The 22709-nt window shown below is 72.7% G+C and carries 20 protein-coding genes; 10 read left to right on the plus strand and 10 right to left on the minus strand.

Features of this window, described 5'->3' with window-relative positions; translation table 11 throughout:
• Positions 1–63 precede the first annotated feature (63 nt).
• Entirely contained in the window at positions 64–957 is an 894-nt protein-coding gene (cynR, locus tag C9F11_RS01965) for a transcriptional regulator CynR (protein WP_138957595.1), read from the plus strand.
• 31 nt (positions 958–988) lie between these two features.
• Positions 989–1933 (plus strand): PhzF family phenazine biosynthesis protein, encoded by a 945-nt coding sequence (locus C9F11_RS01970; RefSeq protein ID WP_249401551.1) that lies wholly within the window; start codon positions 989–991, stop codon positions 1931–1933.
• Between the two features lie 54 nt (positions 1934–1987).
• Here C9F11_RS01970 and C9F11_RS01975 read toward each other — a convergent pair whose 3' ends face one another.
• A complete protein-coding gene (locus C9F11_RS01975) occupies positions 1988–3295 on the minus strand; it encodes a lanthionine synthetase C family protein (protein ID WP_138957596.1) in 1308 nt (435 codons plus the stop codon).
• Complete coding sequence (locus C9F11_RS01980) at positions 3292–6579, minus strand: lantibiotic dehydratase (RefSeq protein WP_138957597.1); 3288 nt, start codon at positions 6577–6579, stop codon at positions 3292–3294. Before C9F11_RS01980 ends, C9F11_RS01975 begins: the two co-directional genes overlap by 4 nt.
• 197 nt (positions 6580–6776) lie before the next feature.
• Here C9F11_RS01980 and C9F11_RS47210 point away from each other — a divergent pair, with 197 nt between their 5' ends.
• From C9F11_RS47210 to C9F11_RS01985, 3 genes are all read left to right on the plus strand, one after another.
• Complete coding sequence (locus C9F11_RS47210; protein WP_171075609.1) at positions 6777–6920, plus strand: hypothetical protein; 144 nt, start codon at positions 6777–6779, stop codon at positions 6918–6920.
• A gap of 292 nt (positions 6921–7212) precedes the next feature.
• Complete coding sequence (locus C9F11_RS47215) at positions 7213–7359, plus strand: hypothetical protein (RefSeq protein WP_171075610.1); 147 nt, start codon at positions 7213–7215, stop codon at positions 7357–7359.
• 69 nt (positions 7360–7428) lie between these two features.
• Entirely contained in the window at positions 7429–8559 is a 1131-nt protein-coding gene (locus tag C9F11_RS01985) for an FAD-dependent oxidoreductase (protein ID WP_138957598.1), read from the plus strand.
• Between the two features lie 114 nt (positions 8560–8673).
• On the opposite strand, the gene C9F11_RS01990 is transcribed toward C9F11_RS01985, so the two are convergent.
• The gene (locus tag C9F11_RS01990) at positions 8674–9354 is read right to left on the minus strand and encodes a pyridoxamine 5'-phosphate oxidase family protein (RefSeq protein ID WP_249401552.1); all 681 of its coding nucleotides are present in this window, start codon (positions 9352–9354) and stop codon (positions 8674–8676) included.
• 168 nt (positions 9355–9522) lie between these two features.
• The gene (locus tag C9F11_RS01995; protein ID WP_138957599.1) at positions 9523–10104 is read right to left on the minus strand and encodes a TetR/AcrR family transcriptional regulator; all 582 of its coding nucleotides are present in this window, start codon (positions 10102–10104) and stop codon (positions 9523–9525) included.
• Between the two features lie 326 nt (positions 10105–10430).
• Between C9F11_RS01995 and C9F11_RS02000 the strand changes: the two genes are divergently transcribed.
• Positions 10431–11609, plus strand: coding sequence for an agmatine deiminase family protein (locus tag C9F11_RS02000; RefSeq protein WP_138957600.1), 1179 nt, complete (start codon positions 10431–10433; stop codon positions 11607–11609).
• Positions 11610–11678: 69 nt separating this feature from the next.
• Here the strand turns inward: C9F11_RS02000 and C9F11_RS02005 are convergent, their stop codons facing one another.
• From C9F11_RS02005 to C9F11_RS02020, 4 genes are all read right to left on the minus strand, one after another.
• Positions 11679–13142, minus strand: coding sequence for a WGR domain-containing protein (locus C9F11_RS02005; protein WP_249401553.1), 1464 nt, complete (start codon positions 13140–13142; stop codon positions 11679–11681).
• A 157-nt stretch (positions 13143–13299) separates the two neighbouring features.
• The gene (locus C9F11_RS02010; protein WP_138957601.1) at positions 13300–13593 is read right to left on the minus strand and encodes a hypothetical protein; all 294 of its coding nucleotides are present in this window, start codon (positions 13591–13593) and stop codon (positions 13300–13302) included.
• 231 nt (positions 13594–13824) lie between these two features.
• Complete coding sequence (locus C9F11_RS02015; protein WP_138957602.1) at positions 13825–14340, minus strand: DinB family protein; 516 nt, start codon at positions 14338–14340, stop codon at positions 13825–13827.
• Positions 14341–14351: 11 nt separating this feature from the next.
• Positions 14352–15155 (minus strand): tRNA-dependent cyclodipeptide synthase, encoded by an 804-nt coding sequence (locus C9F11_RS02020; protein ID WP_138957603.1) that lies wholly within the window; start codon positions 15153–15155, stop codon positions 14352–14354.
• Positions 15156–15578: 423 nt separating this feature from the next.
• Here C9F11_RS02020 and C9F11_RS02025 point away from each other — a divergent pair, with 423 nt between their 5' ends.
• Positions 15579–16238 (plus strand): DUF4360 domain-containing protein, encoded by a 660-nt coding sequence (locus C9F11_RS02025; protein ID WP_138957604.1) that lies wholly within the window; start codon positions 15579–15581, stop codon positions 16236–16238.
• A gap of 123 nt (positions 16239–16361) precedes the next feature.
• On the opposite strand, the gene C9F11_RS02030 is transcribed toward C9F11_RS02025, so the two are convergent.
• Positions 16362–17021: a DUF1707 domain-containing protein gene (locus tag C9F11_RS02030; RefSeq protein ID WP_138957605.1), complete on the minus strand. Its 660-nt coding sequence runs from the start codon at positions 17019–17021 to the stop codon at positions 16362–16364.
• Positions 17022–17308: 287 nt separating this feature from the next.
• Between C9F11_RS02030 and C9F11_RS02035 the strand changes: the two genes are divergently transcribed.
• From C9F11_RS02035 to C9F11_RS02045, 3 genes are all read left to right on the plus strand, one after another.
• Positions 17309–19717: a hypothetical protein gene (locus C9F11_RS02035; protein WP_138957606.1), complete on the plus strand. Its 2409-nt coding sequence runs from the start codon at positions 17309–17311 to the stop codon at positions 19715–19717.
• Positions 19718–20030: 313 nt separating this feature from the next.
• Positions 20031–20804, plus strand: a complete 774-nt coding sequence (locus C9F11_RS02040) for a hypothetical protein (RefSeq protein WP_138957607.1) — start codon at positions 20031–20033, stop codon at positions 20802–20804.
• A 151-nt stretch (positions 20805–20955) separates the two neighbouring features.
• Positions 20956–22128, plus strand: coding sequence for a serine hydrolase domain-containing protein (locus C9F11_RS02045; protein WP_212767788.1), 1173 nt, complete (start codon positions 20956–20958; stop codon positions 22126–22128).
• A 44-nt stretch (positions 22129–22172) separates the two neighbouring features.
• Here the strand turns inward: C9F11_RS02045 and C9F11_RS02050 are convergent, their stop codons facing one another.
• On the minus strand, positions 22173–22661 hold the full coding sequence (locus C9F11_RS02050; RefSeq protein ID WP_138957608.1) for a hypothetical protein: 489 nt from the start codon (positions 22659–22661) through the stop codon (positions 22173–22175).
• Positions 22662–22709: the final 48 nt, after the last annotated feature.

The raw sequence follows: 22709 nt of genomic DNA on the forward strand, positions 1-22709 counted from the left end.
GCACCTATAGCGTCCAAGACCTGCTATCACTCGCTGCTATTGCTCCCATCTATAGTTGGGTGCATGAAGCCGGAACTGCGTCATCTGCGCTACTTGCTCGCGGTCGCCGAGCACGCCAACTTCACCCGCGCCGCCGAGGAGCTGCGCATCGCGCAGCCCACCCTGTCCCAGCAGATCAAGCAGCTGGAGAAGGCGGTGGGCGTCCAGCTCCTGGAGCGCACCGGCCGCACCGTGCGCCTGACCGACGCCGGGGCCACCTACGCCCACTACGCCCGGCGCGCGCTACGGAACCTCGCGGCGGGCGAGCGTGCGGTCCTCGACGTGCGGGACCTCTCGCGCGGGCACCTCCGCCTCGCCGTCACCCCCACCTTCACCGCGTATCTCACGGGACCGCTCGTCGCCGGCTTCTACACCCAGCACCAGGGCATCACCCTGGACGTGCGCGAGATGACCCAGGACCGCATCGAGGCCGACCTCCTGGCCGACCGGCTCGACCTCGGGATCGCCTTCAGCGGCGACCACCTTCCGGGCATCGAGGCCACTGCCCTGTTCACCGAGGCGCTCAGCCTGGTCGTCGGCCCCCACCACCCCGACCTCGGCGCACCCGGGCCCCTGCCCGTCACCGGCCTCGGCGAACGTCATTTCGCGCTGCTCAGCGGGGACTTCGCCACCCGCAGGCACATCGACCAGCACTTCGCCGACCACCACGTGCGGCTGCGCATCGCGCTGGAGGCCAACTCCATCAACGCCCTCACCGAGATCGTGGCGCGCGCCCCGCTGGCCACCGTCCTGCCCGACGCCATCGCCCACGACCACACCCATCTCACCCCCATCCCCCTCACCCCCGCGCTCCCCTCCCGCACGGTCACGCTGCTGCGCCGCGAAAGCACCTATCGGAGCGCCGCGGCCCGTGCCTTCGCCGAGCGGGCCGTCGCATGGGCGCAGGCCCTGACATAGGGCCGCTCCCGCCCCGTCTACGCTACGGCCCATGCCCATGACCGAGGGATCAGCGAACCCCCGCACGAGCAGCCGCGGCCTGCCCGTCGCCGTCGTCAGCGCATGTCTGCGCGACGGGCGCGGCGGGAGCCCGACCGCCGTGGTCGACGGAATGCCTGCCACCGAGGCCGAGCGGCGGCGGATACCGGTCCTCCTCGGCACGTCCCACGCCGTGTTCGTACGCGAGGAGGACCGCGCGGAGGGTCACGAGGGCGGCCTCCCCCCTGTGTCCTTGCGGTTCGCGACCGCTGAGGGTGATCTGCCCGCGTGCGGCCACGGCACGGTCGCCGCGCTCGCGGTCCTCGCGGAACGCGCGGGCACGGCCGAGTACCGAGCCGTGCTCCGCACCGCGCAAGCCACGTTCACCGGCCGCGCGGTGCGCCACCCGGGCGGGCTCGTCGAGGCCGCCTTCGAGACGGACTCGGTCACGCTGCGCGCCGCCGACCCCGCCGAACTCGGGCTCGTCCTGCCCGCCCTGGGTCTCGACGCGGCCGCCGTCGGCGAGGCGTACGTCGCCACCCTCGGACGGCCGCGGATGCTGCTCCCGCTCCCCTCCCGCGAGGCGCTGGCCGGACTCGCCCCCGATCCGGACCGGCTGCGTGCCGCGTGTGACGCGTTCGGGCTGCTCGGCTGTTACGTCCACTGCGAGCCGCACGCCGACGGCCGCACCGCCGCGCGCCTGTTCGCCCCGTCCATCGGCGTCCCGGAAGACATCGCGAACGCCAACAGCACGGCGTGCCTCGCCGCGCTCCTGGCGACCCGCGGGATCGACCGCGTCGCGGTCGACATGGGCGATTCCCTCGGCCACCCCGCCACGATCACCGCGGGCAGCAGGACGGGTCCGCTCGGGCGTCTCGTCCACGTCGGCGGGACGGCGAGGAACGATCGCACACTCGCCCTCGGCTCACCGGACGCTCCGCCGCCTCGGTCCGGGTGATCAGCGCTTTCCGCGCCGCGCTTCCAGGGTGATCGCTCCCAGCGGCTCAGCAGGTCAGCAGAGCATGAGCGCCGCCTGCCACGGCAGTTCGCCGAGCGGGGCGTCGGGGGCCGTCGCGCAATGCAGGGCCAGCGCGGCGCCCGCCGCCCCGTCGAGGAAGCCGGGGCGGTGCACGACGGCGGGGCCGCCGGGCGCGGCGGCGGGCCAGAGGAAGGGGTGCGCCGGATCGGCCGCGCGCGCCAGGGCCTCGGTCAGGTCCGGTACGCGCGAGGCCAGTTCGGCCCCACCCGGCTCGCGGGCCATCAGGGCGACGATCGTGGTGAGCCCCGCCAGGCCGTGGCAGAGCGTGGGGTCGGTGAAGGCCCGGGCTCCGCCCGGCCGGTCGCACACCGCGGCGACCGCGGCGACCGCCCGGCGGTTCCACTCCGGCTCCTTCAGCGCCAGTGCGGCCAGTTGCAGGGCGCGGGCGACGCCGGGCGTGCCGTAGCACCAGCCGGTGCGGGCCTCGGCCAGCGCGGGGCGGCCACCGGAGGCGGCCGCCACCTCCGCGTCCAGCGGGACGATGTTGGGCCATCCGTTGCCGTCGGGGCTGCGGCGGGCAAGCAGCCACCCAACGATGGTGCGGATGGCCTGCTCCTGGCCCGGCACGCGCACGCCCGCGCGGTGGGCGACGGACAGCAGCGCGAGCGGGCCGGGGATGCCGTGGGCCAGGCCGGCGTTGAAGTGCCCGCCGGGGATCCCGTCCGGCTCGCTGAGCAGGATCGGGTCGCCGGTCCACCACCCGGGCACCGTCCTTCCGCCCGGTTCGGTGACCGGGCGGGTGAGCGCGACGAGGTGGGCGAGGACCAGCTCGGTGGTGCCCCGGTGCTCGGGCCCGGCCGCCAGGAGCAGCCGGCCGATGCCGGAGAGCCCGGCGACCACGTCGTACCCGGCCATCCTGGCCCCGCCCCGCGCGGCGGCCGTCCGGGGCGCGTCCTCCGCCACCAGGCGCCGCGCCAGCAGGGCGGCTTGGGCGTCCAGCTTGGTGAGGAGCGCCGCGTACTCGCCGGGCCGGGTCACGGCGGTCCGCGCGGCGAAGGCGACCGCGGGCAGGCCCGCGTACAGGCCCTCCCGCGCGGGCCTGCGCACGCCGGTGACCGCGGCCGACAGATGGGCGTGCGCGACCTTGGCGTACGCGGGCTCGCCGTGCGCCAGCGCCGCGAACAGGAGCGCCACTCCGGGGTGGCCGTCCGCGAGGGACTGCGCGTGCCACAGGGAGCGGGTCTCGGCCAGCTCGGGCGTTTCGGCTGCGGTCACCCGGGCCGCGAGGGCGACCGGGTCGGCGAGACGCTCCGCGAGCCGCGCGACGGGGTTCTCGGTCATGCTCCGGCCCTTTCCCGGTCGAGGTGCGCCTGGACCGCGCCGCGGGCCACGGCCAGGGTCTGCGCCTCGGCCGTACGGTCCGTGCCCAGGCGCCGGTTGCAGTGCATGTGGACGAGGGAGGCGAGCACCGCGTCCGGGGAGACGCTCGGCGCGCCCCGGTCCTCCTCGGCGCGGACCAGGCGTCCGAAGCGCTCCGGCGCCGCGTGGTACGGCTGCGCCGCCGGGTCCGGCACGCCGTCCGGGGTGATCCTGGCGAGCGCCGCCCGCCTGCGTGCCGCGAACGCCTTGTGGTGCCGCTCGCGCTTGGGGTACGTCCCGGTGAGCCAGTGCCGCCAGTCGCCGCCGTAGCCCCGGTGGAAGGCACGTACCAGCTCGGTCACGTCGTACGCGGTGGACAGGATCCGGTCGTCGGCCGGGGTCGCCAGCCGCTCCAGGACCAACTGGCTGTCCGCGTGGAACACCGCCTCGGCACCGGCGAGGAGCGTCGGGCCGCCGTAGCGCTCGGTCTCCGGGGCGTAGCTGTCGAGGCGCAGCCCCCGGGCGAGCCCTTCGGACGACAACTCCCCCACCAGGTCGTGCAGTCGGGGCAGGACGGTGCCGTTGAGCAGCGCCGGGTCGCCGTGCAGGCGCAGCCTCAGGTGCGGGTCCGGGTCGGCGTACCGGATGAAGAACCAGCGGTCGACGCCGGACGGCCCGGCGGGCGGGGAGCCGAGGTCGGCGAGGAAGCGGCGCAACGGCCCGGTCAGGAGCTCGTCCTGGCGTTCGGCGGAGGTGTAGAGCGTCGCGTACAGCCAGGGGCCGCCGGGCGGGATCTCGCCGGTGCCGCGCCGGATCACCGGGCGCGTGGTGCGCGCGGGCGCCTCAGCGGGCTCCGGAAGGCGGGGCGTCAGCGTCACGACGGCCTCCGCCTCGTGGGCGCCGCCGGGGCCGTGCAGCCACCCGCTGTCGGTGTCGTGGCCCAGCGGCAGCTCGTGCACCACGGCCGCGCCGGTCCGCTCGCACGCGCGGCGCAGGATCTCCTGGTGCGCGGGGACGGTGAGGTTGAGGGGGATGCGGTGGTCGCCGATGGTGAGCTGGACGTGGTCGGGCACGTGCCACAGGGCGCGCCACTCGTCGAGGGGCAGGCCGGTCGCGTCCAGGCGCCAGCGGGCCGGGCTGAGGACGGTGCGCCCGGTGCGCACGGCGGGCAGGAACGGCAGGTCCTCCGCCGCGCCCCACTCCCACAGCCGCCACTGCTTGCGGCCGAACGCCGCGGCCTCGATGAGGAAGCGCACCGCGTTGGGCGCGGTCAGTTCGCGGTTGAGCACGTGGAGGGCCGACGGGGTCAGCTCGCGCCCCAGTGCCGCGGACACGATCCGGAAGCCCTCGGAGTCGGCGCCGACGGCGATGTCGTCGAGCGTGAGGTCGGTGACGCCGGGCGCGGCCGGGCCGGGGTGGACGCCGATGGCCAGGCGCGTGTCCAGCCAGGTCGGCACCTGGGCGACGTTGGCGTGCCGGTGGTGCGACGCCTGGTGGTGGACCTGGACGGGCAGCCGTCCGGTGGTCTCGCGCGCGGCGCGTGCCGTGTGCCGGATCGCCTCGGCCTGCGCGGGCGGGAAGAGATGGGCGAAGCGGCCCGTGAAGCCACCGGACGCGGTGGCGGCGCCGACGAGTACGAGCGTGAAGTCGCCCCGGTCCACGGCGGCGGCCGACTCCGCCGCGATCTGTACGACGAGTTCGAGCGAGGACGGCCGTACGGAGTCGGCGGACTCGTCCCGGTCGGTAGCCTCGAAGCCGCGCAGCCGTTCCTCGTCCAGGACGACCTCGCGCGCCCCGCGCGCCTGCGCCTCGGCCGCGAGCCCCAGGAGCAGGCGCTGCCGTGCGGCACTGAGGGGCGCGGGGCCGGGGTCGGGGCGGTGGCTCGGGGGCAGCCGGTATCCGGCCGGGGCGCCCAGGCCGACGTCGGGGTCGAGCAGTTCCTTGACGGGCACGTAGCGCCCGAGGCCGTACCGCTCCACGAAGTCCTGGTGGTACGCGGTCAGCCGGCCGGGCCCCGGGGGCGAGAGGCGCCACAGTGCGGCGGCGGCGCGCTCCAGCTCCTCGGCCACCGAGCGCGAGAGCACGGCGGTGCCGTCCAGACGCAGGTCGACTTGGACGGCGTGGGCCGGGGCGGCCGGGTGCGCCGGGGGTGCGGCGGGGCGCGCGGCCGCGCTGGGGCCCAAGGCCGCGCCGGGAGGTGCGACCGAGTCGGGCCCCGGGGCCGTGTCCGGCCCGGCGCCCGTGTCCGGCCCGGCGCCCGTGCCGGGCCCGGTCGCCGCGTCGGGCCCGGTGCCCGCAAGCTCAAGTGCCCTGCGCCAGGCCGCCCTTCCCTCGCCCAGCGGGGTGCGGCGGTAGTCGGCCAGGGACGCGCGCAGTGCGGCGGTCCACCGGGCGGCGGGCGTGGCGGCCGGGAGCAGCGCCTCGACGTGGGCCAGCGGATCGGGGGCGTCCAGCGGCGGGCGCAGCTCCGTGAGGAGCACCTCGGCGCCGATCAGCTGGGCGACGAGACCGGCCACGGCTCCTTCGGGCGCTCCGGGGAACCGCGCCTCGACCTCCCGGATCAGGTCGCCGCAGGGGACGGGCCGCGCGGCCGCCTCGGTCACGGCGCGGACGACCGGGGTGCAGCGGAGCGTCCGGAACGTGGGCCGGTCGCCGGCCACCCCTCCTGACGGGCCGTCGGACGCGGCGGGGCCCGGGCCCGCCCCAGCCGGGGCGAAGGGCAGGACCAGACGGCCGCCGCGCACGAAGCACAGGCCGTTCACCACCACGCTCAGGCCCCGGTGCACGGCCGGGTCCCGCTCCCACTCTGCGATCAGCCGGGCCAGCCAACCGGCGTCGGGCCGTGCCGCCCTGTGCCCGGCGCCGGTGAGTTCCCCCTTGGTGGCCTCGCCGAAGGAGCCCCACAGGACGCCCGCGAGCAGGCCGAAGGGGGTGGGCCGGGACGCGGCCCTGAGCAGGTAACGGGTCACGGCCCGGTGGGCCTTGCGCAGATCGGACGCGGCTACGGGCGCGTCCGTGAGGACGGCGTCGACCGTGCGGGCGAGCGAAGGGCTGGAGACCTCAAGGGCTTCCCGGAACCTCGCGTCGGCGAGCAGTTCCACGAGGTGGGCCCGGAGTTCACCGGGCTCCGCTCCGGTCTCCCCCGGCCGGGCCGCCGCACCGTCCCGCCAGGTCGCGCGGACCCTCGGCCGGGCCAGGAGCGGCGCCCTCAGGAGCACTCCGTCCGCGCAGCGAAACACCGGTTCCGCGCTCTGGTCACGCCGCATCTCGGCCGCGCCCCCTTACTCGATGCACCATGAAACGGACTGCGGAATTCCCCATTCCGCCTTCCACTGGAATGCCGTCACACTAACTCCGACACGGCCGCCCCGGAACCCCTTGACTCCGTCCGCTATCCGTACCTAGATTCCGATTCTGCCGCCGGAGGGCGGCGATTCGACAGGTTCCAGAGGAAGGAATTCCCATGTCTGAGAACATGACGCAGGACCTCTTCGACATCGACCTCACCGAGACCGCCATCCAGGACGTCGCGTCCGAGAGCGCCGCGGGTGCCATTTCCGGCGAGGAGTCCTGCTTCCGCACCTGTACGACCTGTTCGATCTGCTGACGCAGGCCGGATGGAGGGCCGGTCCCGGTGGTGTCCCGCACCGCCGGGGCCGACCCCTCGGCAATTGCCCTTTCGGGCAGCGCTTTCCGTAATGCGGCGGCAAATAATGCCCTCCTTACATGGGGCATAACCCTATCGATTCGCCTACTGAATCCGCCCGCGAGCCGCAGCGACGGATAAACCCGCGCATGCTTCAGGATTTCCCCTGTGCACTTTTGGGCAGGGCTCCACCCGGGAGCGGGGCGCCGCCGAGCCCGCACTGATCGACGAGTCGGTCGCCAGAGCCGGGCCCGTGGAAGCGGGCGGCGAGCGGGCGTTGGTGACGTACCACCACGGCGTACTGCGCCGGATCGGCCGCTTCGAGGTCGTCGGCGGCCGGATGACGCCGGTCCGGCGGGTGGCCCATCCGGAGAAGTTCGCGCACGCCTGTCACATCTGACGCTCCTGTGTTGTCTCCCTGGCGGACCCATCGGCGGACCCCTCTCGGGATCCGGACCAAGGAGAGAGCATGCATCACATCGTGATCGTCGGCGGCGGCTTCGCGGGCGTCTGGAGCGCCGCCTCGGCCGCCCGGGTGCGCGGCGACGCCGCCATACGGATCACCCTCGTATCGCCCGGCACGGACTTGGTGTTGCGACCGCGTCTGTACGAGGCCGAGCCGGAGCGGGCGCTGGTGCCCCTGAAGCGGATCCTGGAGCCCGTCGGAGTCGAGCACGTCCAGGCCACGGTGACGGAGATCGACACCGCGGGCCGCCGTGTCGTCACCGGCGACGGCGAGGTGCTCGCGTACGACCGTCTGGTGCTCGCGACGGGCAGTCAGCTGATCCGTCCGCAGCTGCCCGGGGCGGAGCGCGTCTTCGACGTCGACACCCTGGACGGGGCCGTCGCCCTCAGGGACCATCTGCGCGGCCGCACCGGCTTCACCGCCGTGGTCGTCGGCGCCGGATTCACCGGCCTGGAGGTCGCCACGGAACTGGCCGGGCGGGGCCGGGTGATCCTGGCGGACCGGAGCGCCGTCGTCGGCCCGGAGCTCGGTGACGGGCCGCGCCCGGCGATCGAGGCGGCCCTCGACCGGCTGGGCGTGGAGCGGCGCCTCGGCACCACCGTGACCGAGGTGAAGGACGGCTCCGTGCGGTGGGCGGACGGCACCTGGAGCGAGGCGGACGCGGTGATCTGGACCGCCGGGCTGCGGGCCAGCCCGCTCACCGCGCACGTCGAGGGCCCCCGGGACCGGCTCGGCCGCCTGGAGGTGGACGCCCGACTGCGGGTTTCCCCCGACGTGTTCGCCGCGGGCGACACGGCCGCGGCACGGCTCGACGCCGGTCACGTCACCGTGCAGAGCTGCCAGTACGCGGTCCCGATGGGAAGGACCGCGGGCCACAACGCCGCCGCCGACCTCCTCGGCCTGCCGCTCATCGACTTCGCCCCCGGGCCGTACGTCACCGACATCGACCTCGGCGGGGCGGGCGCGGTCTTCACCCGGGGCTGGGACCGCCGGGTCGAGTCCACCGGGGCCGACGGGAAGCTCGTCAAGCAGTGGATCATGGAGAAGATCCACCCGCCGGTCGACGACGCCGAGGAGATCCTGAACGCGGCGGCATATGTGTACGTCGTCATTCCCGGAGCCCGCGAACTGTGACGGCTCCCGGAGCCCACGAGCTGTGACGGCCTGAGCCGACGCGCGACGGGAGCAGCCGTCGGCCGCCCGCGGACCTCCGCGCACGGCCCGGCTGCTCCCCGGTCCCGGGGCGCGCTATCCCGCTCGGGTGGTGCCGCGGGCCGCGATGTGCGCGGGCGGGGCGATGCCCTCGGGCAGGAGGGGGTCGGCTTCCGGCTCGCCCCACGTGGAGTTCAGCGGCAGCACGCCCGCCCAGATGCCGAGGGCGGCGTCGGGCCCGTCCCCGTCCTCGGGCGCGCCGGTGCGTATCTTGACCGACGCCTCCTCCAGCGAGAGCGCGAGCAGCGCGGTCGCCGCCAGTTCCTTGCGGTTGGGCCGGCGGGCGTAGTCCCACTGTCCGGGCGCCGCCTGCTCGGTGAGGCGGCGCAGGCCCGCCAGCTTCTCCTGCGGGTCCGTGACGAGGCGCGGGACGCCGTAGACCATCGCGCTGCGGTAGTTCACGCCGTGCTCGAACACGGAGCGGGCGAGCACCAGGCCGTCCACGTGCGTGACGGTCACGCACACCGCCGCCTCGGGCGAGGCGACCAGGCTGCAACTGGCGACGGAGCCATGGAAGTAGAGATTCCGGCCGTCACTGCCGTAGACGGTCGGCACGACCATCGGGACGCCGTCGACGACGACACCGAGATGGCAGACGAATCCGGCCTCCAGGACGGCGTCCAGCAGGGCGCGCTCGCGGCTTCCCTGCTCGCGCAGGCGACGATGGCGGGTACGGGCCGTCTCCGGGAGCACGGACGGCAGTTGTTCGTCGGTCACGTCGCCTCTTTCTCAACGCCACTGTTCGGCACGGGTCGTGGGATTACGATATCCACTGCCACACTTCTGGAGTGCAACGAAATCCGCACCAAGTTCCCCTACCGGGAACGAAATCCCTTCGAGCGACCGTCGCGTCATTCCGGCACCGGCGACGCGGACCGGGTCGCGTCACGGCTGGCCGAGGCGGGCCAGTTCCGCGTCGACGGCTTCCCGGACGAGGCCGCGCGCGTGCTCCAGGGACAGACCGCCGCTCAGCCAGCGCATGCTCAGGCCCTCCAGCAGGGCCGTGAGGCGTTCCGCGGCGGCGGCGAGCGAGGCCGCAGGCACCAGTGGCCGGACCCGCCCGAGCAGCCCGGCCACGTCCTGCACCCAGACCAGGGTCGCCCGGGCCAGGTCCTCGCGCAGAGCCGGGTCGAAGACGGCGCTCGCCCGCAGTTCGCCCCAGGCGGTGCTGTTCTCCCGGACCTCCGGGGTGTCCTGGAACTCGAGGAGGAGCGCCTCGTCCAGTTCCTCCCGGGGGCTGAGCGGCGCGCCGCCCTCGGCGCGCGCGGCGGTGTAGCGCTCGGCCCGCTCGTTGATGAACTCCAGCGTGTGCCGCAGGATGCCCGTGCGGTCCTTGAAGTGGTAGTAGATCAGGCCGGTGGAGACCCCGGCCTCGGCCGCGAGCTCCTCCACGCGGAGCCCGCGGACACCGCGACGGGCGATCACCCGCGCGGCCGCTTCCAGGATCTGAGTACTGCGTGACGCCATGACCATGAACCCTATCCGGACACCTGTCAGCGCCTGTCCCGCGGGCCGCCGGGGCCGTCCGCACCGGCAGTCGCGACTGCCCACGGGGACGGACGCACCCGTGCACCCGCACCAAGAATCACCGGACTGACCTACTTTTCAGTCGAGGCCGGACCGACCGGGCCGCACTCGCCGTCGAGCCTCGACGCACGCCATCGAGAATCACCATAAACTTGGACAGACTATCCCAGTAGTTTGACTGAAAATCCAGTCAGGTCCACAGTGGGGTCACAGTCGCCTGTCCCCCACCACTGGACAGCTCGTCGGTCCACGAATCGGAGCGCACCGTGTCCCACCTCTCCCCCTCCCGTCGCGCGGCCCTGCGCGCCTTCGCCGCGATCGGCGGCGCGCTGGGCCTCGGCGCCACCGCCGCCTGCGGCTCCGACAAGCCCTCACGGACGGGATCCGACACCGGCACCGGTGTCGGCACCAAGCGGGCCAAGGCCACGGACACCGGGCGCCGCTTCGGCGCGGAGTGGGAGAGCCACACGCGCACGTTCATGTCGTGGCCCGCGCTCGCGTCCGTCTGGGAGGAGGACCTGCCGTACGTGCGTGAGGACATCGCCCGCATCGCACGGGCCGTCGGGGAGTACGAGGCCGTCGTGATGATGGCGCGGCCCGACCAGCAGAAGGCGGCGCAGCGGGCGTGCGGCTCGCAGGTCGAGGTCATCCCGCTCGCCGTCGACGACCTGTGGGCCCGCGACACCGTCCCTGTCTTCGTGGAGGAGGACGGCGAGACCGTCGGCGTCGACTTCAACTTCAACGGCTGGGGCGACAAGCAGGAGCACACCAACGACGCCCGCGTGGGACGCACGCTCCTGCGCGAGTACGACATCCCCCGCGTCAAGGCGCCGCTCGTCTCCGAGGGCGGCTCCTTCGAGACCGACGGCGAGGGCACCCTGCTCATCACCGAGAGCTCGATCGTCAACGACAACCGCAACCGCGGCAAGACCCGCGACCAGATCGAGGACGAGCTGCTCGAAACCCTCGGCCTGGAGAAGGTGATCTGGCTGGCGGGCGTCCGCGGCGAGGACATCACGGACGCGCACGTGGACAGCCTCGTCCGGTTCACCGAACCCGGCGTCGTCCTGCTGGACCAGGCGTTCCCCGGCACTCCCCCGGACTCCTGGTCGCGCTCCGCCGACCAGGCGCGGTCGGTGCTGAGCAAGGCCACCGACGCCCGGGGGCGGCGCTTCGAGATCGTCGACCTGCCGCAGCCCGACCTCGACAGGATCACGGGCGAGGGCGACGACTTCGTGTCGACGTACGCCAACTTCTACATCGCCAACGACGCGGTGTTCATGCCGAAGTTCGGCGACCGGAAGGCCGACGACCGCGCGCGCGGCATCCTCCAGGACCACTTCCCCAAGCGGGACGTCGTGCCGGTCCGCATCGACACCATCGCCTCCGGCGGGGGCGGCATCCACTGCTCGACCCACGACGAGCCGGGCAAGCCCGCCGACTGACGGGCCGGGGCATCGGTCCACGGGCGCGGCGTGGTCGCCCGCGCGGGCGGCCACGCCGCGCCCGGCCGGTCACAGGAGCCGCTGGATCTCCCCGCGCACGCGGTAGAACCCGCCCGCCGCCGCGTGCAGGGCGGCCACGGCGTAGCGGGCCCCGGGCTCCCGCATGGCGCGCGGGAACTGGACCCTCCAGGAGGAGTCGTAGCCCTCGGACACCACGTGCACGCGCAGTCGGCCGCCCTCCTGGACGCACTCGACGACGACCGCTCCGGCGGGGGCGTGGGCGACGGTGGTCACCGCGGCCGCCGCGCTGCCCGGCGCGTAGGTGGGCACCGCGGCGGCCAGCTTGACGTCCCGGGCGACCGGGACCGTGCCCTGCTCCGCGGCGGAGACGGCCGCGTCGCTCGCGTCCACGCACACCAGTGAGCCGTCCGTGGTCACCAAGTACAGCCGCTCGTCGTGGTACTGCATGGACAGGGCCGAGCCGCCGCCCGTGCCGAGCTTCCACAGCCGGGTGCCGTCCCGGTCGAAGCAGTACACGGACGAGGCCGCGTCACCGGCGAAGACGAACCGGCCGCCGGGCGAGGTCGCGCAGGAGTACACCGCACTGTCGCAGGCGTACGTGGCCTCGACGGCGCCGGTGGCCTTGGCGAGGCGCTGGACGGCGCGGTGCGCGGTCCCCGCGTACACGGCCTCGTCCTCCTGCCAGCCGAACAGCACACCGCCACGGGTGGAGGTGTGCCACAACTCGCCTCCCCCGTCGGGCGCGTAGGCGGTGACGCCCCGGGAGTGGCCGTGGTAGACGGCCCGGCCGTCGGCGCGGACCATCCAGGCGTGCTCGCCCCCGCTGCGGCGGGCCCACTGGTGCTCGTCCTCGTGGTCGATGACCGTGAGCCGGCCCTCGCGGTCCGACACGTTCAGCAGGCCCTCGTGGATGTCGAGCCAGAAGATGTCGACGTCCGCCGCGATGTCGTACGCGGCGAAGGGCAGCTTCGACGACAGGTCGTACACCCGGCCGTCGTCGCAGCCCGCGTAGATCCAGAAGTCGTCGGCGACCAGGCACTTCACGCCGTCCGGCAGGCTGAACCTGGCCAGGACGCCGCCGTCGTGGTCCAGGGTGTAGACGTCCCCCGACTGGTTGCCGACCCAGCAGTGGTCGGCGTCGACGTGGATGCCGAACGCCGAGGAGCCGGTGCGGAACCGCCACAGGACCGGAGCCACGGACCGCGCGGTGGACGGGGCGGAGGTCACCTGGCGCCGCGTCACCGGACGCGGGGCGCGCTGCCCGGGGATCGCGGGGGCGTACCCCTTGCGGACCTTCTCGCCCACCTTCTTCGCGGCGGCGGCACGGGCCTTCTCCGCCGTGGCGAACGTGGTGCTCTGCGTCTGTCCGTCGGCGCCGATCCTCCCGTACCGCACCGTCACCGACTGGCCCGCGACGGTCACCTCGTAGAACTTGTGCGCGCCCCCGCCGTCCTGCGACAGCTCCAGATACGTCGTCGACTCCGGCGCACCGGACATGGCGGACCCAGACATGGCAGACCCCTCCCCAGAGCGGACCCACGGCCGTTCCGGCGGGTCCCACTGCTCGAACCGTAGGAGGTGCCACTGACAATCGGCCCCGACCGCGCACGCGAACGCGAACGGCCCGGCGCGGGCGCGCCGGGCCGCGGTGGAGCGCTGGGCGGTGCGGTCAGCCGGTGACGACGTTGTGCGCCGGGATGATCTGCGGCTCGCCGTCGGCGTGGCCCAGGTCGGCGAGGATCGGCTGGAGGATCTTGGAGAAGTTCTCGAGCGCCTCCTCGGACTCCCATACGTCGACGACCCGCCAGCCGCCGTCGACCGGCCCGGCCACGTGGGAGATCAGTCCGGGTGCGGGAATGTCGGCGAGCGAGGTGAACTCGCCGCCGTCGGTGAGGCGGTCGATGACGGCGTCGTAGAGCTCCTGTCCGACGCCGGGGATTTCGAAGGTGACGATGATGGCCATGTGGTCCCCCCACTGCCCGTTCATTGGGTCCGCCGCCCGCTCGTGGCGCGCGGCGAGATCGCTCCGGTCGGCGCGACCCCCTCATGCGTACCCGACCCGCCGTCCGGGCGTCGACGGATTGCGGGCGGTGGACCGAGGGAGCTGAGGCGCGCCGGGGGTTCCCGCGCCCCTGGCGAGCCGACTGCCACCCCGGGCGCACGCCGCGCCGTCACCGGGGTCGCGACGGACGGGTCAGTAGTACCCCTTCGTCCCGTCGAGCAGTTCCCTCACGATGTCCGCGTGGCCCGCGTGCCGCCCGGTCTCCTCCACGAGGTGGACGAGCATCCAGCGGAGGTTGGCGCCGCCGGAGCGGAAGCCGCGGTGGCGGCCGACGTCGTCCAGGGAGGCCGCGGCCACGATCTCGTTGCTCCGGGCGCACTGGGCCTCGTACTCCGCGAGCAGCTGTGCCAGCGGGATGCCTTCGGTCCGCCAGTCGGCGTCCTCGTCCGTCTCGTCGAAGGACGGGTTCCGCGTCTCGTCGCCGCCGAGGAAGAGCACCTCGAGCCAGGTGTGTTCGGTCCACCGCATGTGGCGGACGAGCCCGGCCATCGTCATCGCGGGCGAGGTGGGCAGGACGGAGCGGTGCGCGTCCGCCTCGCTCAGGCCCGCGCACTTCCTGCGCAGGATCTGCCGCTGGAGATCCAGCCAGCCGACGAGCGCGGTGCGTTCGTCGGCCAGCAAGGGGGGACGTTCGAGTGAAGAGGTCATGCCCGGGGACGCTAGTTTTCCGGGGCCCCCGCTGTCGCCCGGTTTTCGTCCGGGCGCAGGACGAGATAGCCCTGGTGGGGGCTGGGCGACCAGGGCAGGCGGTGCGCGAAGAGGGCTTCGACGAACGGCGTCGTGCGGTGGTAGACGTACACCGAGGTCTCCACCCCCGCGATCCGCGGGGTGTCGATGAGCAGGGGGATGTCGGCGAGGAAGTACCGCACCGCCTCCTCGACCTGCCCCTCGGCCGGCTCGCCGGGCATGCGGTGGGCTAGCACGCGGCGCGAGGCGTCCAGGCACATGGCACGGAAGGCCGGGTCGGCGGCGAACCAGTGCCGTGCCTGCCGGTGCAGCTCCTGGAAGGCCTCGTTCGCCCGCAGGTGCTCCCAGTCGAGCAGGAACGGGTCGGTGTCCACGTGCCCGGTGGCGAGCCCGGCGGCGGGTCCCGTGGCGTGCCCGGTGGCGTGTCCACCGGTGCGGGCGAGACCGTCGCGGATGCGGTTGCGCATCTTCAGCCCGTTCTCGTGCGCCCGCCTTCTGGCCTTGTCCGCGGCCATGCCCGTAGCGGTGAGGGTGTACTGGGAGGGGCCGTCCGGGAGATGGAAGTGGACCCGCTCGAAGCGGGGCAGCACCCACTGGCAGAGCTCCGCGACGCGTGCGCGCTTGAAGTAGGAGTTGAACGGGCTGATCCCCACGCAGGCGTGCTGGGCCAGCTCGGCGAGGCCGCGGCAGCGGGCGGTGAGCGGTTCGGCGATGAATCCCCCGCGGCTCCCGCGCTCGCCGCAGCCGTCGAAGAGCGCGTTCCGGTCGGTGCTCACCCGCGTACCCTAAGCACCGCATGGCCGCCACGACGGCTGTACCGGGCCGGTGCCCCTCGAATCACGTACTCCCGTACGCCTGCGGGATCCGCACGGGAGGACGGACCGGTTCGACCGGCGGCGCGAGAGCCCCACCAGGAAGCAGACGCCGCGTCTCTCGCGCCCCGTCGCGCACCGGCAGAACGCCCACGGATCTGAAGGCGCTTCCGGCGCCGTACTTGGCCGAACTTCCCCTAGGCACCCGCACTCTTGGTACGTACCATTCGTGTCGCCTGAGGCCCTCAGTCAGCGGGCGGCCCGCTCGTCCCCCATGCCCGCCCGCTTGGCATGCCCCACCTGATTCCTCGTGGGCACATGCCCCCGCTCCTGAAACCGCTCATGTCACCTTCAGGATCCAGGCTCCATCAACGCGATAGGAAAACCATGGCCGGTGGACTTTTCGCGAGCGGCGCGCTGACTGCGTTGTTCGCCATGGCTCTGGCTCCACCCAGCACGTCCCAAGACGTCCCCACGACTCCCCAACCGCCCGCCGAGAGAATCCGGGTCGAGGTCGCCACGGTCAACGGATCAGGCTGTCGGGAAGGCACGGTCGCCGTGGCGGCCGCCCCGGACAACTCGGCGTTCACCGTCACCTACAGCGACTACCTCGCCAGTGCGGGAGAGCAGTCCGATCCCGTCGACTTCCGCAAGAACTGCCAGCTCAGCCTGATCGTGCACGCCCCGGTGGACTACACCTACGCGATCGCCAGCGTCGACTACCGCGGCTATGCCTCACTGCAGTCCGGTGCCAACGGCGTCGAGAAGGCGTCGTACTACTTCCAGGGCTCACCCGACACCACGTCCGAGAGTCACCGATGGCGCGGCCCGTACGCCGACAACTGGCAAGCGACCGACTCGAAACCGTGGGAAGACCTGGACTGGGCGCCGTGCGGCTCCAGGCGGAACCTCAACGTCAACACCGAGCTGCGGGTCCTGCTCGGGTCCTCGGACCCCGGCAGGACGAGCTTCATGACCATGGACTCGACCGACGCCAAGGTCAGCAGCGTCTACCGACTCGCCTGGAAGCCGTGCCCGGGCAAGTAGCCGGCTTCCCCGAGCGCACCAGCGCAGCAGTACCCGTACGACCGCTCGGCGTGGAACTCTGAGCCGAGGGCGAGCGGGAGGCCCCGTCCGCGGGCCGGGTCTCCCGCTCTACCGGTGGTGACCTCACGCGCCCGTGGCCAGGGACGCCGGCCTGCGCAGCAGCCACTGTCCGAACGTCCGGCGCGGAGGCCGCACCACCACGCGGCCGTGCGCCTTCTGACCGACCAGCTCCACCCGCAGGGTGACCGGCGTGCCCGGGTCCGCCGGTGCCTGAAGGTGCTTGACCTTGCTGTGCACCAGGTGCAGCCCGTCCGTATCGACCACGACGCCCGGCCGCGTGATCAGCGTCAGGGTCTTGCCCGTCATGCCTACGTCGATCCGCAGGGTGTCGTGCGTGATCACCGCGTCGGTGAAGTCCAGGGTGACGGCGCAGTACATGACCGCGAGCTCCAGCTTCCGCGGCACCACCCAGCGTCCCGTGCGCTCGATCGCGCCGCTGTGGACCTGCTCGAACCGCACCACGTCCTTGGCCTCCACCGCGGCCGTGTCGGCTCCGGCCGACGCGGGCGGCAGGTCGGCGGTGAGCGCGGCCAGTTCGCTCAAGGTCCGCGCAGACAGGGCGACTTCGAGGCGCTCGTCCAGCTCGTCCCCCGTCAGCAGGCCGTCCCCCGCCGCGACGCGCAGCACCTCCACCACGCGGTCCCGGTCCGCGTGCGAGGCACGCAGCGCGGGCGACGAGCCGGGCCCGGCGGACTTCCCGGTGGGTGAGATCTCTCCCGACATGTTTCCGTCCTGGTCCTGTCGAACGTCTCCGCGCGACACCGGCGGTCACGCGCGTCGAAGGCTAACGCTATATCGCGATAGGGATCCCGGCCAGACCCTGTCGGCGGAAGCCCGCCGGACCCGGCCGGTCTGCCCTCAGGCATGCCCTCAGGGCCCTCCCGGCTTCCGGGCGTGGCTGACTACAACGACGTGGCGAGGGCGGTCCGGACCAGGAGCTGCCGGCCGACCTCGGGAAGGGGCACATTCCGTACGGCTGTGGGCCCGAAGGCGACCGGACGGGACACGTCATGCGGCGGCACGAAGAGCGAAACGAGAACAAGAGCGCGGGCAAGGCGCAGCCGCTGCCCCGGGCGGCGGCCGTGCCTCCCGTCGATGTCGGCCAGGGGCCCATCACCCCGGCGCGGGCCGTGGCGCTGACCGGCCTGGTCGGCAATCACGTGATCGCGCGGATGGTCGACGCCACCCGGGGGTCCCGGGCACCCTCCAGCGGCACCCCGGTCGTGGCCCGGGTCAAGGACAAGAAGGGCAAGGGGAAGGCGTCGGGGAGCGGTGGCGAGGCCTCGTGGGAGCAGCGCGCCAAGGCCATCGCCGAGATCGGCAGACAGCACACCTGTGAGCAGCCGAACAGGTCGTGGGGCCGGGTCCGCGACGAGATCACCGTCCGGTACCCGCGTTCCTACAAGCACCAGCCGGACGAACAGAGCCTCCGGCACATCGCGCGGGCGCTGTACAACGCCGTCGAGCACCAGGAGCGACAGGCCCGGCGGAGGGGCCGGAAGGAGGACGGCAAGCAGGCGAAGCCGCAGGGCGTGCAGATGGTGGGTGACCCGAACCAGGAGGTCCAGGTCATGCTGTACAACGGCCACTTGGTCGTCACCGCCAATCAGGACGCCTCCCTGGACCTGCTCCACCAGTGGCTCCTCGACGACGCCAGGCAGGACGGGGCGACCGCGCAGGACGCGCCGGGCCACCGGCTGCGGGAGGTCCTGACCACCGACTTCAACGACGAGGGCCACGAGGCGGACCTGGAGGAGGACGCGGAGGAGGCACCGGCGGAACGGGGCAAGCGCCCGGCACCGGCGAGCGGTCACACGAGCGCCAAGCGCCGCAGGACGGGCGACGGAGACGCCGGGCGGGCGCCGTCGAAGGGCGAGGACCCCGACCGCGCGTACCGCGACCGGCAGGCGCGCTTGAAGATCGGTGAGGGTCTCCGTCCGTCAGGGCAGGAACAGCCGGGCACGCCGATGGACGTGGACGGCGACGCCGCCGCGCAGACCGGTCCGTTCGTACGGGACAACCGCGCCCTCCAGGCGCTGCGGGGCGTGAAGCACGTGCGCAAGGTCGATGTCTCCAATGAACTCGCGGAGGATCCCGCCTACCGGCAGCACCTGGCCATGCTGCTCTCCGCCAAGGCCTCGGGATATGCGTATCTGCTGTACAACAGCGGATCCGACGGGGTGCAGCACGCGGAGCAGAAGCTGCTGATGATGCTCAACAACGCGGACATCACCGGCGAGAACGCCGAGGGCGACGTGCTGATCCGCGGCCGGAAACGACCGTGTCAGGCCTGCCTCGGTCTTCTGAACTACTTCAAGAACGAGATGGGAATCGACATCCGCTACAACGACAGGGGCAATCACTACTTCATCAACGCCGTCGAAACCGCCACGCAGAGCTTCCCGGGGCAGGACGCGGACACCACGGAGTCCGTGGACGGCCACCTCGGAGAGCAGGTGCGCCACGGCCGCATGTTCGCCGCGGCGCCCAGCGGGGCCACGCCCGCACCCGCCTTCCCCGAAGAGGGAGTTCACGAGCCTGTCGTGGGCGCCGAGGGCGGCATGGAACAGCGCAAGCAGCTCAAGAAGTACACGACGGCGGACGGCAGGACCGGGCGCCTCTATCCGCGCAACGCGGGGCTCAAGGGGCCGCTGGACACCCCTTCCACCAGCGAGGTCGAGGACCCCGCCGCGGCAGGGGGCACCCGGGGCGCCTTGGAGGCCAACTTCCGCCAGCTGTCCCTCCGGGACACGAAGGAGACAGCCGGGACGAGCGCCCTCGAGTCCGCGCCCGACAACAGGGAACAGCGTGCGCGGGAGGAACAGGAAAGGCGGCAGGCACGGTTCGAAGGGGAAATCGTGCCCCAGTTGCGCACAGCGGCCGGTGCGGATTTCTGGAAGGTGGTCGAACAACGCACGGACAGCGGAGGAAAGTTCGGGACGGTCTTTCCCGACGCCCTGCGCCGGAAGATCGAGGAACTGACGAGGGCGGACCCCGAGCTCATCCATCCCATCCGGCAGCGTCTGCGCGTCTCCCTGCCGGCCATGACGAAACAGCTGGGCAGGACCGGTCAGAACACGCGCAAGCTCGCCCGCCCGATGAAGGAGGTCCCGGGGGCGGAAGGCGCGATCGAGGCAGCCATGCCCGAGGGGTTCCGCAGCGGCTGGCTGGAGCTGAAGAGGAAGAACCAGGGAAAGAAGGGCAAGGAGATCGAGAAGTGGAATCCCAAGGAGAATGTCCTCACCGAGGGATTCGACCGCTCGCTGTACGGGATCATGTTCGAGAGTGAGCACCCGGTGTCCGCCAACTCCGTGGCGGACAAGCTGTTCATCCCGCAGGAGACGTTCAAGCGCCGGGTGAAGAAGATGAAGGAGAAGTACGCCCGGGACGAGACCGGGGAGAGTTCCGCCCAGCATTGACGGGGCGAGCGCCGGTGCCGCCCCGGCGGCTCCGCTCCGGCCGCCGACCGGATCAGCGCGGCGGTCAGCCCGGAAATCTCCGGCGCCAGCGCCGCCAACCCGCGATCCGACTCCGCGTCCACCGGCCCGCACCTCCTCGACCGCTACGACCAGGACGGCCTCAGCCCACCGCAGAAGCCCCCTCCGTACAGGCGATCCCGGCACCGCACATCCGAGCGAACGAGGGCCGCCGCCGGTCCTGGCCGGATCGCGCGCTTGTCGGCGTGTCCGCCCCTCGCGACGCTTGCCCTTTCCACCAGGCAGAGGGGGGCGCATGCCGTTCTTCAACAAGGGGCCCGACCACAGCGAGCCGCTGCGGCAGATCCTGCGGGAACTCGGTGAGCTGCGGCAGCGCGTCGACAGCCAGCAGCACGCCGTCGACCAGGCCCGGCAGGACGCCAACGCCGCCATCACCACCGGGCTCGCCGAGATCCGGTCCGTCGTCCGGGACGGGCTCGATCGCGGCAGCGACACCGTCCGCGACCCGCTCACCCGGATCCACGCCGAACTCGTCGCCATCCGCGCCGCCCTCACCGAGCTCAACCGTGCGGGGCCCGCACCACAGCGGCCCCACACCGTGTCCGCGCCCGTCTCCGCGCCCGCGCCCGACGAGGACGATGAGGACGAGGACTACGGCAACGGCAACGGCCATCCGGGCGAGAACGGCAGCGCTCACACCGACCTCCTCCGCAAGGCCGCTGGCATCTCCGCCGCCACGCTCCAAGTGCACCGGGACACCTGGGCGTTCCTCGTGGCGCACGCCGGGCAGGACCGCCACTTCCACATCCCCGGAGCCGTCAAGGAAGAGCACGGGACCGTGACCGTCGACGTGTCCGGCCTCAGCCTCGTCGCCACCCTCACGCGTCTCCGCGACACCCAGCACGCCACAGGGGTCGATCCCGGCACCGCGGCCATCGCCCACCACCTGTACGAGCGCGTCGCCGCCACCGTGCGCTCCCTCGCCGCCACACCACACCCCGACAACCAGCCCGTCACCATCGCCATCGACGACCGCGCGGCACCACCCGACGACCAGGACCGGCCATAGCCGGACGCGCCGAAAGCCGTGGCGCGGCTCCTACGGCTCGTAGGGGTGGCACGGACTTCCGCGTTGGGGCCCCGTAGCCACCCGCGCGGTCGTCGCACACCCGTACACTTCCCCAGTCAAATGATCTTCATCGACCCTGGGGGGACTACGCATGTCCAAGCGTGCGACGCGGAAGAGCCGGGCCTTTCTGCGCGGTGTGGCCGTGGCGATCGGCGCGGCGATGGCCTTCACCTGCGCCACCGGCACCGGGAGCGCGGCCGAGGAGGCCGGCCGGCACGACGCGACCCAGCAGGCCCTCAACGCGCTCGAGCGGGCCGGGATGCCGGGCGTGGCCGCCGAGGTGAGCGGGCCGCGCGGCAAGTGGTTCGGGTCCGCCGGTTACGCCGACACCGCGACCCAGCGCAAGCGCACCCCCGCGGACCACCTGCGGGCGGGCAGCAACACCAAGTCCTTCATCTCCGTGGTCCTCCTCCAGCTGGAGGCCGAGGGCAGGCTGAGCCTGGACGACTCCGTCGAGCGCTGGCTGCCGGGCGTCCTCAAGGGCAACGGCTACGACGGCACCAAGGTGACGGTGCGTCAACTCCTCAACCACACCAGCGGCGTGCACGACATGGTGTCCACGCCGGAGTGGCGGGAGCACATGAACGGCCCCGGCTTCCTCGCCCACCGCTACGACGCCTGGACGCCGCAGCAGATCGTCGGTCTCGCGCTCACATACAAGCCCGACTTCGAGCCCGGCACCGGCTGGAACTACTCCAACACCAACTTCGTGCTCGCGGGCATGGTCATCGAGAAGGTCACGGGAAACACCTACGCGCACGAGGCCGAGCGGCGCATCCTCAAGCGCCTGAAGCTGCGCGGGACGAGCTTCCCCGGCACCGACCCCAAGATGCCCGCCCCGTACGCGGTCGGGTACTCCAAGCTGTACGCGGCGAACCCCGGGCCCGAGATCTACGACGCCACCGAGTACAACCCGGCGTGGTCGGGCGCGACCGGCGAGATCATCAGCACCACGGGCGACCTCAACCGCTACTACAGCGCGCTCCTCAAGGGTGAGCTGCTGCCTGCCGCCCAGCAGCGCGAGCTCCTGGACACGGTCAAGACGGGCACCTTCTTCGACTACGGCGCCGGGCTCATCGTCCGCACCCTGTCGTGCGGCGTGAAGGTCTACGGCCACGACGGCATCGTCTGGGGCTCCCTGACCAGCACGGCGACCACGGCCGACGGCAAGCACACCCTGACCTTCCACCTCAACGGCGACTGGCTGGAGGACGGCAAGCCCTACGAGGACGTCTTCGAAGCGGAGTTCTGCGCGAAGGGCTGACCACAGGCCGATGCCCGGGGGGTCCCGGGCATCGGCGCGGTCAGTCAGATGCCCATGGAGGCCATCTCCATGGCGGTCCGGTAGTTCCGGGCCACGTTCACGACACAGATGCGGTAGGTGCGGTTCTCCTTGACGACGAGGAAGTAGTCGCGCAGCTGCTTCCAGTAGTTGCGCAGGTAGCTGAGCCCCGGCAGGAACGCCGGGGGTCTGGGCACGAGCGCGAACGCCTCGGAACAGCGCAGGATCTCACCGGTGGCCTGGGACAGCACGTCGGCGACGTCGGTGTTCATGTCCCAGCCCGCGGCCTGGTCCGGCCAGATCGCGGCGGCGATCTGCCGCAGCTGCTCCTGCTCCTCGGGCGGCAGGGAGCCGAGCGGGACGCGCTGTTCCGTCGCCGGGCCCGCCGCCGTCGTGGCGCCGTGCGCCGCCGTCGTGTCGGCCGCGCTCGCGACCGAGGCCGTGCCGGTGGCCAGCAGGCCGCCGACGACCAGGGCCGCGACGGCGGGTACCAGACGGGTCCGCTGCATGCTCATCTCTTGCTCCTTCGTTTCGATCCGCTGCACGTGCCAGCCGACCGTCAC

Origin of the sequence: Streptomyces sp. YIM 121038 (genome assembly GCF_006088715.1) — a bacterium.
In the GTDB taxonomy this organism is placed as follows: Bacteria; Actinomycetota; Actinomycetes; order Streptomycetales; family Streptomycetaceae; genus Streptomyces.